The organism is Streptomyces sp. NPDC092045 (assembly GCF_044756005.1).
Taxonomy (GTDB): Bacteria; Actinomycetota; Actinomycetes; order Streptomycetales; family Streptomycetaceae; genus Streptomyces.
In genome coordinates this window covers 885,773-900,718 of sequence record NZ_JBIVSC010000001.1, presented here as the reverse complement: position 1 = coordinate 900,718, position 14,946 = coordinate 885,773, and the positions used below count along the sequence as shown (strand labels likewise).

The window sequence follows — 14,946 nt, the reverse complement described above, 5'->3', positions numbered from 1 at the left end:
GCGGGAGGGGCGGGCATGGAGCTCAAGCGGGAACGGGTGCGGGAGCACCTGCTGACCGTGATCGACGGGCGCCGCCCCGGCGACGCCATCCCCTCCGAGCGCACCCTCTGCGCCGCCCTGGGCGTCTCGCGGCCCACGCTCCGCGCGGCCGTCGACGAGCTGGTGGCGACGGGCCTGCTGGTGCGGGAGCACGGGCGGGGGATGTTCGTCGCGCCCGACAAGGTCACGCAGGAGCTGGTCGCCGAGGACCGGTCGGCGGGCGCGCCCCGGAGCCGGGGCGACTGGACGAGCACGGTGCTCGACCTGCGCACGGTGCGGGCCGGCGCCCGGATCGGCCGGAAGCTGGCGGTGTCCCCGGCGGCGGAGCTGGTGCACGTGACCCGCCTCCGGCACGTCGACGGCGCCCCGATCGCCCTGGAGCACCTGCACGTCCCCGCCGACCTGGTCCCCGGCCTCACCGCCGCCGACATGGAGGGCGGCTTCTACGCCCATCTGCGCGAGCGGCGCGGCATCCGCACGGCCCACGCGGTCCAGTCCATCGAGCCGACCGTCCTGAGCGAGGAGGAGGCCGCCCTCCTGGACGTCCCGGTCCTCTCCCCCGCCCTGCTCTTCGACCGGACCACCTCCGACACCACCGGCCGCCCCGTCGAGTACGTCCGCTCCCTCTACCGCGGTGACCGCTACCGCATCGTCTCCCGCCTCGCCCTGGACACCCGCCTCCCCGACCACCCGGTCCCGGGGACGGGGCGGCCGGGGGCGTGGTGGGGGACGGTGGGGTGACCGGCGGGGGCCGGCACGCGGCGGATTCGGTCGAGGGGGTGGCCCGTTTCGTACGAGGAGGGCGGCGGGGGCGGGGCGGCCGGAGGGCCGGGGTCCGCAGGCGCGGCCCGGACCGGCTCCCGGCCGCCGCCCGGGGGGGCGCCGTGTTCCGGCGCGGGCGGGAGAGCCCCGGTCACCTCGGGGAACGCCCCGCGAGGCGGGAGGGCACGCGCCCGCTTCGCCCCCGGTTCGCGGAATGTGAACGGGAAGGATCGTTCCGTTCCGGAGGCGAACCTGTTCTGATGGGTGGTCAGCAACTGTTGGGTGATTGCCGGCCGTTCACGACGGGCAGGTTTGGAGGGTTGTGGGGCGGGCACCGCCCGGCCTCGCGGCCGGGGGCGGTTGTCGTCACGTAAGAGAAGGAGGTCGGTCCTCATGACCGTGCGCACCGTCGAGCCTCCGCAGCTGTGGATGCCCCATCCGCTGCGGGTGAACCCGTACCTGCCGAACCTGCACGAGGAGAGCGAGACCTGGGCGCGCGAGATGGGCATGCTGGAGGGGCGCGGGGAGCTGCCCGGCCAGCGGCCCATATGGTCGCGGGACAAGTTCCACGCCATGACCGTCGACCAGCTGACCGCCTGGACCCTCCCCGACGCCCCGCTGCCCGCCCTCCGGCTCAACCACCGGTTCAACATCTGGGCCCTGGCCTGGGACGACTACTTCGCCGCCGCCTTCAAGCAGACCGGTGACCTGCCCGGCGCGCGGCTCTTCACCGCCCGGCTGCACGCCTTCCTGCGGCCGGAGGCCGACGCCCGGCTGCCGGAGCCGGCGAACGCCGTCGAGCGGGGCATCGCCGATCTGCAGCAGCACCTCTTCCCGCCGGGGCTGGCGCACTGGCGGCACGACTTCAACCGGGCCCTGACGAGGTACGTCGACGCGGGGGTGGAGGAACTGGCCAACAGCCGCACCGGCCGCGTCCCCCACCTGATCGACTACGCGCCGTTCCGGCGGGAGAGCTTCGCCGCCCACACCGCCCCCTACTCCGTCGAGCTGGCGACCGGCGCGCGCGTACCCGAGCAGATACGGCACAGCCGGACCGTCCGCGCCCTCCTCGACGCCTTCATGGACTTCATGGGGCTCGCGAACGACATCGCCTCCTACGAGCGGGAGGTCCACGAGGAGAACGACGTCAACAACCTGGTCGTGGTCGTCGGGACGTCCCTCGGCATCGCCCTGCACGACGCCGTGCCCGCCGCCCTGAACCTGGTGAACGCCCGGCTGCGGGACTTCGAGCACCTGAGGCGGACCGAGATGCCGCTCCTCGTGCGCCGGGCCGGTCTGGACCGGGACGAGCGGGCCGAGGCGGAGGCGTGGCTCCGGGGAGCCTGCGGGTTCCTCTCCGGGATCCACGCCTGGTACACCGGCGCGCCCCGCTACACCTCCGCCCCGGACGGCCCGTTCCCGGGGTGACGGCGGCGGGGACCGACCCGCCGCCGTCGCCCCCGTCGCACGGGAGGACGCTCCTACCGCCCGCGCAGCAGGCGCTTGACGCGCGTCCACCACGAGGCGCGGGCCTCGGGCCGGCGCGCGCCCCCGGGCCCGCCCACCGGCATCGGCGGCACCGGCGGCACCGGCGGCACCCCGTCGCTCTGCACGGGCGGGGCCGGCAGCGGGGCCGGGCCGTCGTCGACCCGGGGAGCGCGCGGCGAGAAGTCCACGGGCAGCGCCGTCAGGTGCCGGGCCCAGGTGCTGGAGCGCCAGGTGAGGCTCTCCTCCGGGACCGAGAGGGCGATGTCGGGCAGCCGGGTGAGCAGGATGTCGATGCCGGCGTCGGCGATGATGCGGCCGATGTCCTGGCCGGGGCACTCGTGCGTGCCGGCGCTGAAGGACAGGTGCGCCCGGTTGTGGTGGACGGGGGCCGCGGGGTCCGGGCGGATCGCCCGGTCGACGTTCCCGGCGGCCAGGCCGAGGAGCAGCATGTCCCCCGTCTTGATCTCCTGTCCGCCGAGGGTGGTGTCGCTGTTGGCCCAGCGGCCCGGGCACACCATCAGCGGCGGCTCGTCCCACAGGACCTGCTCCACGGCCTCGGGCAGGGTCATCTGGCCGCCGGCCAGCGAACCGCGGAACCGGGGGTCGGTGAGGACCATCCGCAGGACGTTGGACATCAGGTTGGCGGTCGTCTCGTACCCGGCGAGCAGGATGAGGCGCAGGTGGTGCTTGACCTCCTCGTCGGTGAGGCCGGCGGGGTGGGCCATCAGGGCGGAGGCGATGTCGTGCCCCGGGTGGGCGCGCTTGGCGGTGACGAGCCGTTCGAGGCTCTCCAGGACGAAGGCGTTGCTGGCGAGCGACGTCTCGGTGGCCTTGAAGAGGTCCCGGGCGGCGTGCACGAGTTCGGGCGCTTCCTCGTCCGACATGCCCAGGAGGTGGATGAGGGTGAGCATGGGCAGGTGCTCGGTGAACTGCCCGACGAGCTCCGCCTCGCCCTTCTCGCAGAACCCGTCGATCACCTGGTGGGCGAAGCGGATGATGTGGCGGCGGACCCCCCGGTGGTCGAACTGGCTGAGGCCCGCGGTGAGCGCGCCGCGCAGCCGCTGGTGCTCCTCGCCGTCCGCGCAGACGCAGTCGGGGCGCCAGCCGATCATCGGCATGAGCGGCGAGGTGGCGGGGTCGATCTCGCCGGTCCGCCAGCCGTGCCAGACGCGGGGGTCGCGGGAGAACTGGGTCGGGCGGCTGGCCACGTCGCGGTTCTCCAGGTACCCCAGGACGAGCCAGGCGCGCACGTCGCCGTCGAGCAGGACGGGCGCCACCGGGCCGTGGGCGGCCCGCAGTTCCTCGTACAGGCCCATGGGGTCCGTGGCCGCCGCCTCGCCGTAGAGCCGGGTCGCTCCGCCGGCTCCGGTGGCGGCGTGGGCCGGGCAGCCGGGGGGCGGGACCCGGCCCGCCTGCGCGGTGGCGTGTTCGGCGGGTGGGAAGGTCATGCGGTCTCCTGGGCGGCGACGAGGGTGTGCAGGTAGTCCATCAGCGAGAGCAGGGCGTCGCGGCAGGACGCCCGGTCCCGTGCGTCGCAGGCGACGAGCGGCACGGAGTCGCCGAGGGCGAGGGCGGCGCGCAGTTCCTCCACGGGGTACTGCGGGGCCTCCTGGAAGGTGTTGACGGCCACGACGAAGGGGACGCGGCGGTCCTCCAGGCGGGTGATGACCTCGAAGCAGACCTCGATCCTGCGCGTGTCGACGAGGACCACGGCGCCGAGCGCCCCTTCGAAGATGCCGTTCCACAGGAACCAGAAGCGCTCCTGCCCGGGGGTGCCGAAGAGGTAGAGGACCAGCTCCTGGTTGATGCTGATCCGTCCGAAGTCCATCGCGACGGTCGTGGTGTTCTTGCCCTCGGCGCCGGGGTTGTGGTCGATCCCGACGCCCGCCTGCGTCATGGTCTCCTCGGTGGTCAGGGGCGGGATCTCGCTCACCGCCCCGACCATGGTGGTCTTGCCGACGCCGAAGCCGCCGACGATGACGACCTTGACGCCCCTGGCGCTGTGCGGCAGCGGCATGTCGGCGCCGCGCGGGCCGGGAACGAGCGTGTCAGAGCTTGCGTAGTCCATGGATCACCGCCTCCAGTAGGCCGCGTTCGGGATAGGCCGCCACCGGCACGGGCGCGATGGCCTCGACGCGCTCGTTCTCCACGAGTTTGGAGAGCAGGACGGTGACGACGCTGAACGGAAGGCTGAGGTACGCCGAGAGCTCGGCCACCGAGAGCGGGTAGGCGCACATGGTGAGGATGGACGCCTGCTCGGGCTGCATCGAGGGGTCGGGCGCGGCCCGCGCCGCGATGAGGGTGACGAGGTTGAAGCCCTTGGCCGAGGAACCGGAGCCGCCGGTGATGACGTAGAGCGGAACGGGGTTGCCTTCATTCCAGGGGCCCGGATTCTCCGATGTCACATCGCCTGCCTGACGTCCTGCCGGGGCGGGCTGGTCATGTGCTGGCCGATCCGGGCCACCAGCGTCCGCATGCGGTCGCCGAGCAGTCCGGCGTCCACCTCCTGGTCGGCGAGGACCGCGAGGTAGGCGCCGGGGCCGGCCGCCATCAGGGAGAAGTACCCTCCGTCGGCCTCGATGCCGACCATCCGCGTCGAGCCGTCGCCGTGCGGGAACATCTGCGCGATGGCCCTGGCCAGGCTCTGGATGCCGGAGCAGGCGGCGGCGATGGCGTCGGCGGTGTCGGGGGCCGTGTTCGCCTGTCCGATGCTCAGGCCGTCCGCCGAGAGGACGACCACGTGGCGCACGAACGGAACGCTGCTGACGAGCTCCGTGAGCATCCAGTCCATGTTCGGCAGTGGCTGCATGTTACTCGACCTCATCTGAAGGCTCGTTGGGGGAAGGGGTGGGTTCGGCGGCCGCTCTCTTCTCGCCGTTGAACGCCTCCCACATCAGGCCCGGCTGGGGGGAGGGCCGGGAGGAGGCCGGCGTGGCGGGGGGCGTGGGGCCCGTCACCACGACCGGGATCGGGACGGGCGACTCGCGCCGCCGCTGCGGGAGGCCGTTGGGGGCCCTCCTGATCCCGCCGGTCTCCGTGGTTTCCGCGCTCTCCGCGCTCTCCGCGGCGAGGGCGGGCGACGGCATGGGCGGAGGCGTCGGCGTGGGCGCCGGCGCGGTCCGGGTCGGGCCGCCCAGGGTGCGGTGCGGGCCGGCCGCGCGCCGTTTGGCGAAGTCGTTGGGCCGCACGGCGGGCCGGGGCATCGTGGTGATCAGGTTCCGGGGGACGAGCACGACGGCCCGTACGCCTCCGTAGGCGGAGGTGCGCAGGTGGACCTCGCAGCCGTGCTCGCGGGCGAGGCGGCTGACCACGGGCAGGCCGAGCTGGGTGACCTCGCCCAGGCTGGCGAGCTGGATGGTCCGCTGCGACTGCGCCATGACGCGCTCGACGCGCTGCCGGACCTCCTCGGTGAGGCCGACGCCCCGGTCCTCGATCTCGACGACGACGCCGGAGGGCACCTCGTTGGCGGTGACCTCCACGGGGGCGTGCGGCGGCGAGAACGACGTCGCGTTGTCGAGGAGTTCGGCGAGCAGGTGCATCAGCGGTTCGGCGCCGGGGCCGACCACGGCCACCTCCGCCACGGCCTGCAGCTTGACGCGGGGGTAGTCCACGATGCGCGACATGGCTCCGCGCAGGATGTCGTAGAGCGGGATCGACTTCGACCACTGGCGTCCGGGGCGGGCGTCGCCCAGGACCGCGATGCTGGCCGCGAGGCGGCCGATCAGGGCGTTGCGGTGGTCGACGTCCTGGAGGCCGCGGGAGACCACGATGTCGTTGCCGTGGAGGATCTGCATGGCGTGCAGGTCCTTGGCGAGCTGGTGCACGATCGCCTGGACGCGGCGGGCGACCGCCACGAGCGCCCGCTGGGAGGCGTCGCGGGTGTGCTCCTCGGCCTCCACGGCCTCCAGGAGGGTCCGCAGGGCGCCCTTGAGCGCTTCGCCGAACTCCTTGTCGAGGTGCCTGCCGAAGTCGACGGCGCGCAGGATCTCCGAGGCGGGGTCGCCCCGCTTCAGGCGGGCGACGGCCGCGGGCAGGAGCTCTTCGGCGAGCCAGACGGTGGTGGCCCGCTGGTCGGCGAGCCGTCCGAGCAGGGCGGCCTCGCGCTGCTCGTAGTACTTCGCCGCCTCGGCGGCCGCCCGCGTGTGGCGGGCCGCCTCCGCCGCCCGCAGCCGGCGCGCGGTCCCGGCCGAGGTGAGGACCGTCAGGAGGACCGCGGCGAGACCGCACCAGGCGACCGGTGTCCGTATCTGTGCAGGGGAGAGGAGGAGTGCGATCAGGGAGGCTCCCGCCAGAACTCCCGGGGGGAGGAGCCATTCCCGGACGACCGGAGTCGGCCGGGCTCTGGAAATCGAACCTGCACGAACCATCAGGGGGTCCCTAAGAAGTCTGGAATGAGCGGACCGTGGGGGTGTGGTGCGCCGAAAGGAACGGAGGCGGACTTCATTCGGGCACGTGGAGGCGTGCCCCGACGAAAACCCGACGGGCGGAAACCCGGGGGTTCGCTCCGGGAATCGCGCCGGCGGGCGCTCTTCCTCGCAGCCTTGCTCCGTCCACGCGCTCACGGCGTTCATGACTCGCTGTGAGCACGTCGCAACACACCGGTGAGCATAGTCAGTTCGGGTTCCCCGTGTGACTTCGCCGAAAGGACAACCTCCACCGGTCATTCCGGTCGCATAAAGCGACGGACGGCCGTACCTGAAATGCAATAAACCGATCAAATTCTGTCGCCCGCTCATCGGGAGCCCGGAGAGGGGCGCACCGCCGGGAGTCGCCGGATCCGCCGCGGGCATTGACAGGTCCATCCCACGATCCCATCCTTGAGAGCGCTCTCAAGAGTGCTTCCACGAGCTCGATCCCCCCATGGATTCCCCCCACACGGAGTCCCCCCACCTCCGAGGAGCCCCACGTGTCCGCACGTCACAGGCGCACGCGCGTCCGACTCGTCCCTCTTCTGGCGGCCGCCGCGCTGCTCGGCACCGGCGTCACCGTCGCCGTCTCCTCCGACCCCGCCGACGCCGCCGTCCCCGCGACCATCCCGCTCACCTTCGCGAACAACTCCGGTCGCGGGGAGCAGGTGTACGTCTACAACCTCGGCACCGAGCTCTCGACGGGCCGGCAGGGCTGGGCGGACGCGAACGGGACCTTCCACCCCTGGCCGGCCGGGGGCTCCGTCCCCGTCCCCGCTCCCGACGCATCCATCGCGGGCCCGGCCAACGGGCGGTCGATGACGATACGGCTGCCGAAGTTCTCGGGCCGGATCTACTTCAGCTACGGCCAGAAGCTGAACTTCAAGCTGGCGACGGGCGGCCTCGTGCAGCCCGCGGTCCAGAACCCGAGCGACCCCAACAGGAACATCCTCTTCAACTGGTCCGAGTACACGCTCAACGACGCGGGCCTCTGGCTCAACAGCACCCAGGTCGACATGGTCTCGGCGCCGTACGCGGTCGGCGTGAAGCGGCCCAACGGCTCCGTCGCGAACACGGGCCGCCTCAAGCCCGGCGGATACCGGGGCTTCTTCGACGCGCTGCGCGCCCAGCCGGGCGGCTGGGGCGGCCTGGTGCAGACCCGCTCCGACGGCACGGTGCTGCGCGCGCTCGCGCCGGGCCACGGCATCGAGGCCGGCGGACTGCCGGCCGGGGCGATGAACGACTACGTCAACCGGGTCTGGAGCAAGTACTCCACGTCGACCCTGACCGTGACGCCCTTCGCGAACCAGCCCTCCGTGAAGTACTACGGGCGGGTCTCGGGCAACGTCATGAACTTCACCAACGGGGCGGGCCAGGTCGTCACCTCCTTCCAGAAGCCCGACTCGGACAGCGTCTTCGGCTGCTACAAGCACCTGGACGCCCCGAACGACCAGGTGCGCGGCCCCATCTCCCGCACGCTCTGCGCGGGGTACAACCGCTCCACCCTGCTCACCAACCCCAACCAGCCGGACTCCTCGTCGGCCGGCTTCTACAAGGACGCGGTGACCAACCACTACTCCCGCGCGATCCACGAGCGGATGGCGGACGGCAAGGCGTACGGCTTCGCCTTCGACGACGTCGGCGCGCACGAGTCGCTGGTGCACGACGGCAACCCGCAGCAGGCGTACGTGACGCTCGACCCGTTCGACTAGGCCGTACCCCGGGAACGGCGGAAGCCCGCACGCCGGCCGGGGAGGTCGGTCGTGCGGGCTTCCGCGTGACGGGCGGGAAGGTCAGGGCGTCATCTCGTACGCGCCCGAAAGCGCCTCGACGCGCTGCCAGACGCGGCCCGAGCGCGCCTCGTCGACGACGGGGCGGCGGACGGCGCCGAGCGCCCAGAGCTGCTGCTGCTCGGTCGCGGAGTCCTTGCCGTGCAGTTCGACGGCGTGCGCGGAGAAGTCGCGGACGAGGACGGCGAACAGCTCGTCGATCACGTCCTCGTCGAGGCCGGTGAGGGCGGCCTGCTCCAGGACCAGCTGTCCGTGGACGACGAGCGCGAAGAGCTGGCCGACGGCGAGCAGCAGGTCGAGGTCGCGGCTCTGCTCCTCGTCGGGGGCGGCCTTGAGGACGAACTCGCAGAGCGCGTCGGCCTGTTCGCGGAAGCGGGCGACGTTGGCCACGTGGGCGTACGCGTCGTAGGCGGCGCGCCAGTCGTGGAAGCGGACCGAGCCGAGGCCGCGGGCCGGGCCCTGGCGGAAGAGGAACGTGTCGTCGGCCGCGTCCAGGCGGGTCGGGACGGGCTCGTACGCGACCGGGTCGAGGAGGTGGTTGCGCAGGAACTTCAGGATCAGCGCCAGGTTGACGTGGACGGTGCCCTCCAGCTTCGGCAGGCCGCGGATCTCCACGGCCGCCTCGGCGAAGTAGTTGTCCTTCTCGAAGCCCTTGGCGGCGATGACGTCCCACATCAGGTCGATGACCTTCTCGCCCTCCGTGGTCACCTTCATCTTCGTCATCGGGTTGAAGAGGAGGTAGCGGCGGTCCTCGGGTCCGGCGGTGCGGAAGTAGTCGACGGCCCGGTCGCTGAACAGCTTCATGCCGACCAGCCGGACGTACGCGTCGGTCAGCTCGCGCCGCACGTGCGGGAAGGCGGTGACGGGACGGCCGTACAGGATGCGGTTCTGCGCGTGGGTGACGGCCTCGTACATCGCGTGCTCGCAGATGCCGATGGAGGCGGTGCACAGGTTGAACTTGCCGACGTTGACCGTGTTGAGGGCGGCGTCGAAGGCGGCGCGGCCGGTGTGCAGGACGTCCTCGGCGGCGACCGGGTAGTCCTCAAGGCGGAACTCGCTGACGTACTTCGAGGAGTCGACGACGTTCTTGACGAGGTGGTACGCGTCGTGGCGGCTGTCGGCGGCGAAGAAGACGTAGCCGTCGGGGCCCTCGACGTCGGTGCGGCGGCCGAAGACGGAGACGAGCCCGGCGGCGTTGCCGTTGCCGATGTAGTACTTCGAGCCGGTGGCGCGGAAGCCGCCCTCGCCGTCGGGCGTGAGCAGCATGTCCGTGGAGTAGATGTCGGCGCCGTGGGTCTTCTCCGAGAGGCCGAAGGCGAACACCTCGCCCCGGGAGAGGAGTTCGGCGGCGCGGGCGCGGGCGGCGGCGTTGTCGCTCTGCCAGACCGGGCCGAGGCCGAGGATGGTGACCTGCCAGGCGTACCAGTAGTCGAGGCCGTAGAAGCCCAGGATCTCGTTGAGGGCGGCGATGCGGGCGGTGTCCCAGCGCTTGTCGCCCCCGTCCTCGCCGGCGGCGGAGGACGGGGTGAGGAAGGTGGCGAAGAGGCCCTCCTCGGCGGCGAAGGCGAGGAAGTCGCCGAGCCAGGCGCGGGTCCGGTAGTCCTCGATGAGCCGGCGCTTGCCGCGCGCCTCGAACCAGTCGACGGTGGCGCGCAGGAGCCGGCGGGTCTCCGGGTCGAAGTGCGCCGGGTCGTAGGTGTGCGGGTTGAACAGCAGCGGGTCGGCCATGACGTCCGCCTTTCCGGCTCGGGAGGAGGGGTGGTGGTGGTGAGGGGTGGTGCGGGAGGGGGCGCGGCCCCGGGGTCAGCGCCCCGCCTCGAAGCGGGCGAGCGTGGCGAGGACGTCGTCGAGCCAGGCGATCATCATGCGTTCGTACGCGATGCCGCCCCGCAGCACGACGTGCTGGAGCTCCCGCTCGGCGTCGGGCGGGCCGTCGGCCGGCCGCCCCGGCTCCCCGAAGTCGCGGGTCTCGCCCGCGAGGTAGTGGGCGAGGCGGTCCGTGTGCGCCTTCCGGTGCCGCTCGACCTCGCCGGTCAGCGCGGCCGGGTCGTCGAAGGCGGCGCCCCGGATCTTCACCGCGAGGTCGTGCCGCACGCTCTCGGGCTCGATCGGCTCGCCCAGCCACGCGGAGAGCGCGTCGCGGCCGGGGCCGGCGACGGAGTACTCCTTCTTGTCCGGGCGGCCCTGCTGGGGCACGTCCCGGACGTCGATCCAGCCGTCGCTCTCCATGCGCTTGAGCACGCGGTAGATCTGCTGGTGGGTGGCGGTCCAGAAGTATCCGATGGACCGCTCGAAGCGCCGGGCCAGCTCGTAGCCGGATCCGGGCTTCTCCAGCAGGGACACGAGGATCGCGTGGTCGAGCGCCATGTCCCCGATCTTGCTATGCAACGAGTTGCATAGCAAGGCCGTCCGGGGCCGGTGAGACGCGGCTCACCTCCGCGTCCGTCCCTCTCCCCGGAACGGCTCGCCCTGACCACCGCTCCGCTCGACGCGGCGGCGGCCCGCCGGCAGGACGTCCCGGAGGGCGGCGCGCTGGTGTGGCGCTGGGGGACGGACGGGCGGTAGCGGCGCCCCGGTCCTCCCGCCGGACTCCACGTGCGCGCCCGGTGGTCCGGGGCGACCATCGAGGTATGGCTGGTAACCCGACGGCCGCGCGGGCGGGTTCCGCCGCCTCGCGCGCGCCCCGCCAGAAGCTGGCGCTGGCGGCCATGCTCTTCGCGGTGTCGATGACGTTCATCGACCAGACGATCGTCTCGATCGCCGCCCCGAACATCACGGCCGAGCTGGGCCTCTCCGCCTCCGGGATGCAGTGGGTCGTCAACGCCTATCTGCTCTCCCTCGCCGCGTTCTTCGCGCTCGGCGGACGGCTCTCGGACATCTTCGGGCACCGCAGGGTCATGCTGACGGGCACGCTGCTCTTCGTCGTCTCGTCGGTGCTCTGCGGCTGCGTGCCGTCCGGGGACTTCGCGCCGACCTGGCTGATCATATTCCGCGCCACGCAGGGCCTGGGGGCCGCGCTGATGTTCCCGGCGGCGCTCGCCGTGGTCATCGCGGTCTTCCCGGTGGAGCGGCGCGGCCGGGCGCTCGCCCTGTTCTTCGGGCTCTCCGGCGCCCTGACCGCCATCGGCCCGCTGCTCGGCGGCTGGCTGACCGCCTGGACCTGGCGGGCGGTCTTCTGGGTGAACGTGCCGGTCGCGATCGTCGCGATCGTGCTGACCGTGCTCGCCCGGGTGCCCGAGAGCCGCCGCCGCGAACGCCTCGACGTCGTCGGCGCCGTCCTGGTCGCCGTCGGCATGGGCCTCGGGGTGCTGGGCTTCCAGCAGGCGTCGTCCTGGGGTTGGAGCGGCGTCGCGACCTGGGCCTGCGTCGTCGGCGGCGCCGTGGTCCTGGTGCTGTTCTACGCCTACGAGCGGCGCACCGCGCAGCCGCTGATCAACTTCGACGTCTTCCGGGACCGGGCCTTCACCATCGACAGCCTCGTGCTGTTCTTCGCGATGCTCGCCTTCGTGCCGGTGTTCTTCTTCGCCTCGGTGTACGCCCAGGTGTCGCTGAGCGCCTCGCCGAACCAGGCCGCGCTGTTCCTGCTGTACTTCTTCGCCGGCTTCGGCCTCGCCTCCCAGTGGGGCGGCAAGATCCTCGACAAACGGGGCGCCCGTCCGGCCATGAAGATCGGCTGCGCGCTCGGCGCGGCCGGCTTCTACCTGTGGGCCCAGAAGCTGACCGACCTGTCGATGCACGATCAGTGGCCGTACGCGGCCATGGCGGGCGCCGGCATCGGATTCCTGCTCGCCCCCGCCTCCACCGACGCCGTCAACCGCTCCATCGGGGCCTCGTACGGCGAGGTCACCGGCATCACCCAGACCGTCCGCAACTACGCGGCGGCCCTCGGCATGGCCGTCTTCAGCACCGTCCTCGCGCACGTCTCCGCCGACCGGATCACCGACACGCTCACCGAGCGCGGTCTGCCGCCGGCCGAGGCGGAGGCGACGGCCGGGAGGGTCGCGGAGGCGGTCACCGGCCATCCGGACGGCCGGGCGCCCACCGGGGACGGGCCGGTCGCCGAGGCGCTCCGGGGCGCGGGCGACGCGATCCGGACGGACTTCGCCGAGGCGAACCAGTGGGTCTTCTACGGCATGGCGATCGCGCTGGCCGTGGCCTTCCTCTTCGCCCTCGCGCACCCGGGGACCCGGGTCACCGGGAAGCCCCCGGAGGACTGAGGCCCGCCCTTCCTCCCGGCCCTACCGGGCCGCTCCGGGGAAGCGGAACTCGGTGCGGCGCCGGCCCGTGGTCCCCGGCTCCAGCACCGCGCTGGGGTACGCGGGGCGGTTGGGCGCGTCGGGGAAGTGCTGGGGCTCCAGGCACACGGCGCCGTGGCGGGGCAGCGGGCGGCCCTCGGGGTCGGTGAGCGTGCCGTCGAGCTGGTTGGCGGTGTAGACCTGGAGCCCGGGGGCGGTCGTCCACACCTCCATCGCGCGCGTCCCGCCCGGGGCGGCGAGCCGCGCGGCCCGGCGCGGCACGGCGGACTCCCCCGCCTCCCCTCCGGACAGCGCCCAGCAGTGGTCGTAGCCGCCCGCGCGGCGGACCTGCTCGTCCCCGGCGGCCAGGACGCCGTCGCCGAGGCGGCGCGGGGAGGTCAGGTCGAAGGGGGTTCCCGCGACGTCCGCGACCGGGCCGAGGGGGATGCCGTCGGGGTCGACGGGCAGGTATCCGGCGCCGTCCACCCCGAGGGTGTGGTCCAGGACGTCCCCGCCGTCCGCCGCCAGGTTGAAGTAGGCGTGGTGGCTGAGGTTGACGACCGTCGCGCGGTCCGTGGTGGCGGCGCAGTCCAGGGCGAGGGTCCCGGCGGCGTCCAGCGCGTACACGGCGGTGACGTCGAGCGCGCCGGGGAAGCCCATGTCGCCGTCGGGGCTGTGCAGGCTCAGCCGCAGCCCGGCCGTGTCGCCGTCGGTGAAGGGCTCCGCCCGCCACACCCGGGCGTCGAAGCCCCGGGGGCCGCCGTGCAGGGCGTGGCCCCGGTCGTTGACGGGGATCTCGTGGAAGGCGCCGCCGAGCACGAAGCGGCCGTGGGCGATGCGGTTGGCGTAGCGGCCGATCAGCGCCCCGAGGTACGGGCTCTTCTCCGCGTACCGGTCGAGCGTGGGCAGCGACAGGACGACGTTCGCGGTGCGGCCGGTGGTGTCGGGGACGCCGAGGGCGTGCAGGACGCCCCCGTAGGTGAGGATCTCCGCGTGCGCGCCGGAGGGGGATGCGAGGCGCCAGAGCGCGACGTCCTCTCCTTCCGGGGTGGTGCCGAACGGCCGGTGACGGACGGTGGGTCGGGGCATGGGGAGTCCTCGGGGCGGGCGGGCGGGCGGGGCATCGGGGTGCGGGGACGGGAGGGCACGGGGCCGGCGGGGTCAGTCCGCGTCCCCTCCCCCGGGGGCCGGGGCGACCGTGTGGGCGCCGCCGGTGGATTCGCGGACCGCGAGCCGGTAGCCGGGTCTGATGCGGCGGGGTTCGGTGACGGTGCCGCCCGCGAGGCGTTCGACGAGCCGGTCGACGGCGTGCCGGGCGATGGCCCGCTTGTCCGGGCGGACGGTGGTGAGGCCGATCGCGCCGTAGCGGCTCTCCTCGATGTCGTCGAAGCCGACCACGGCGATGTCCTCGGGGACGCGCAGCCCGCGTTCGGCGAGGGTGCGCATCGCGCCGAGGGCGATCAGGTCGTTGTACGCGAAGACGGCGTCCGGACGGGCGCCCCGTCCGAGGAGCTCCGCCATGGCCGCGGCGCCGTCGCCGCGCCCGTAGCCGTCGGTGGCGACGACCAGGGCCTCGTCGGGCTCGACGCCCGCGGCGGTGAGCTCCTCGCGCCAGCCGCGCAGGCGCAGGTGGGCGGGCTGGCGCTCGCGGCCGGTGCGGGAGCCGAGGAAGGCGATCCGCCGCCGGCCGAGGTCGAGGAGGTGCCGGACCGCGCTGCGGGCGGCGGCCACGTTGTCGATGGCGATCTGGTCGTACGGCGCCTCGTACTCGCGCTCGCCGAGGAGCACGAGCGGCGAGGTCTCCTGCCGGGCGAGCAGGTCGTCGTTCTCCAGGTGGATGGGGCTCAGGATCAGGCCGTCGATGACGTGGGAGCGGAACTCCTGGCAGACCAGGAGCTCCCGCTCGCGCAGCCCGGCGGTGTGGTCGACGAGCACGGTGTAGTCGTGCTGGGCGGCGGCGTCGATGACGGCGCCCGCCAGCTCGGCGAAGTACGGGTTGCCGAGCTCGGGCACGGCGAAGGCGATGATGCCGGTGCGGCCCTTGCGCAGGTGCCGGGCGGTGAGGTTCGGACGGTAGCCGAGCTCGTCGATGGCCCGCTGCACCTTGGCGCGCATCTGCGGGGTGACGTGGGGATAGTTGTTCACCACGTTGGACACGGTCTTGATCGACACGCCGGCCCGCTGCGCGACGTCCTTGAGGCTGACGCCCACGGAACTCCTCTGGTT

At 73.0% G+C, this 14,946-nt stretch carries 14 protein-coding genes; 5 read left to right on the top strand and 9 right to left on the bottom strand.

Annotated elements, in window-relative coordinates; genetic code table 11:
* Nucleotides 1–15: 15 nt before the first annotated feature.
* Both ACIQKA_RS04070 and ACIQKA_RS04065 read left to right on the top strand, forming a co-directional pair.
* Complete coding sequence (locus ACIQKA_RS04070; RefSeq protein ID WP_391093726.1) at nt 16–780, top strand: UTRA domain-containing protein; 765 nt, start codon at nt 16–18, stop codon at nt 778–780.
* Between the two features lie 414 nt (nt 781–1,194).
* Nucleotides 1,195–2,229 carry a hypothetical protein gene (locus ACIQKA_RS04065; RefSeq protein WP_383438239.1) on the top strand — a complete coding sequence of 345 codons (1,035 nt, stop codon included), beginning with the start codon at nt 1,195–1,197 and terminating at the stop codon, nt 2,227–2,229.
* 53 nt (nt 2,230–2,282) lie between these two features.
* Here ACIQKA_RS04065 and ACIQKA_RS04060 read toward each other — a convergent pair whose 3' ends face one another.
* From ACIQKA_RS04060 to ACIQKA_RS04040, 5 genes are read right to left on the bottom strand one after another with little or no spacing between them, the layout of a single operon-like run.
* Nucleotides 2,283–3,737 carry a cytochrome P450 gene (locus ACIQKA_RS04060; protein ID WP_402539887.1) on the bottom strand — a complete coding sequence of 485 codons (1,455 nt, stop codon included), beginning with the start codon at nt 3,735–3,737 and terminating at the stop codon, nt 2,283–2,285.
* Nucleotides 3,734–4,357: an ATP/GTP-binding protein gene (locus tag ACIQKA_RS04055; RefSeq protein WP_383153926.1), complete on the bottom strand. Its 624-nt coding sequence runs from the start codon at nt 4,355–4,357 to the stop codon at nt 3,734–3,736. Before ACIQKA_RS04055 ends, ACIQKA_RS04060 begins: the two co-directional genes overlap by 4 nt.
* Entirely contained in the window at nt 4,338–4,694 is a 357-nt protein-coding gene (locus tag ACIQKA_RS04050) for a DUF742 domain-containing protein (RefSeq protein WP_383153928.1), read from the bottom strand. The genes ACIQKA_RS04055 and ACIQKA_RS04050 overlap by 20 nt, the downstream gene beginning before the upstream one ends.
* Nucleotides 4,691–5,098 (bottom strand): roadblock/LC7 domain-containing protein, encoded by a 408-nt coding sequence (locus ACIQKA_RS04045; RefSeq protein WP_234352165.1) that lies wholly within the window; start codon nt 5,096–5,098, stop codon nt 4,691–4,693. The genes ACIQKA_RS04050 and ACIQKA_RS04045 overlap by 4 nt, the downstream gene beginning before the upstream one ends.
* 1 nt (nt 5,099) lies before the next feature.
* Entirely contained in the window at nt 5,100–6,656 is a 1,557-nt protein-coding gene (locus ACIQKA_RS04040) for an ATP-binding protein (RefSeq protein ID WP_383153931.1), read from the bottom strand.
* A 539-nt stretch (nt 6,657–7,195) separates the two neighbouring features.
* Here ACIQKA_RS04040 and ACIQKA_RS04035 point away from each other — a divergent pair.
* Nucleotides 7,196–8,407, top strand: coding sequence for a glycoside hydrolase family 64 protein (locus tag ACIQKA_RS04035; protein ID WP_383153933.1), 1,212 nt, complete (start codon nt 7,196–7,198; stop codon nt 8,405–8,407).
* A gap of 81 nt (nt 8,408–8,488) precedes the next feature.
* Here ACIQKA_RS04035 and ACIQKA_RS04030 read toward each other — a convergent pair whose 3' ends face one another.
* Both ACIQKA_RS04030 and ACIQKA_RS04025 read right to left on the bottom strand, forming a co-directional pair.
* On the bottom strand, nt 8,489–10,213 hold the full coding sequence (locus ACIQKA_RS04030) for an acyl-CoA dehydrogenase family protein (protein ID WP_391093731.1): 1,725 nt from the start codon (nt 10,211–10,213) through the stop codon (nt 8,489–8,491).
* A gap of 75 nt (nt 10,214–10,288) precedes the next feature.
* Entirely contained in the window at nt 10,289–10,852 is a 564-nt protein-coding gene (locus tag ACIQKA_RS04025) for a PadR family transcriptional regulator (protein ID WP_386369749.1), read from the bottom strand.
* 51 nt (nt 10,853–10,903) lie between these two features.
* Between ACIQKA_RS04025 and ACIQKA_RS04020 the strand changes: the two genes are divergently transcribed.
* Both ACIQKA_RS04020 and ACIQKA_RS04015 read left to right on the top strand, forming a co-directional pair.
* Entirely contained in the window at nt 10,904–11,050 is a 147-nt protein-coding gene (locus ACIQKA_RS04020; RefSeq protein WP_390106767.1) for a hypothetical protein, read from the top strand.
* Nucleotides 11,051–11,115: 65 nt separating this feature from the next.
* The gene (locus ACIQKA_RS04015; protein ID WP_402539883.1) at nt 11,116–12,702 is read left to right on the top strand and encodes an MFS transporter; all 1,587 of its coding nucleotides are present in this window, start codon (nt 11,116–11,118) and stop codon (nt 12,700–12,702) included.
* Between the two features lie 21 nt (nt 12,703–12,723).
* Here the strand turns inward: ACIQKA_RS04015 and ACIQKA_RS04010 are convergent, their stop codons facing one another.
* Both ACIQKA_RS04010 and ACIQKA_RS04005 read right to left on the bottom strand, forming a co-directional pair.
* Nucleotides 12,724–13,809, bottom strand: a complete 1,086-nt coding sequence (locus ACIQKA_RS04010) for an aldose epimerase family protein (RefSeq protein WP_402539882.1) — start codon at nt 13,807–13,809, stop codon at nt 12,724–12,726.
* Nucleotides 13,810–13,881: 72 nt separating this feature from the next.
* Nucleotides 13,882–14,931 carry a substrate-binding domain-containing protein gene (locus tag ACIQKA_RS04005; RefSeq protein ID WP_391093737.1) on the bottom strand — a complete coding sequence of 350 codons (1,050 nt, stop codon included), beginning with the start codon at nt 14,929–14,931 and terminating at the stop codon, nt 13,882–13,884.
* Between the last annotated feature and the right edge of the window lie 15 nt (nt 14,932–14,946).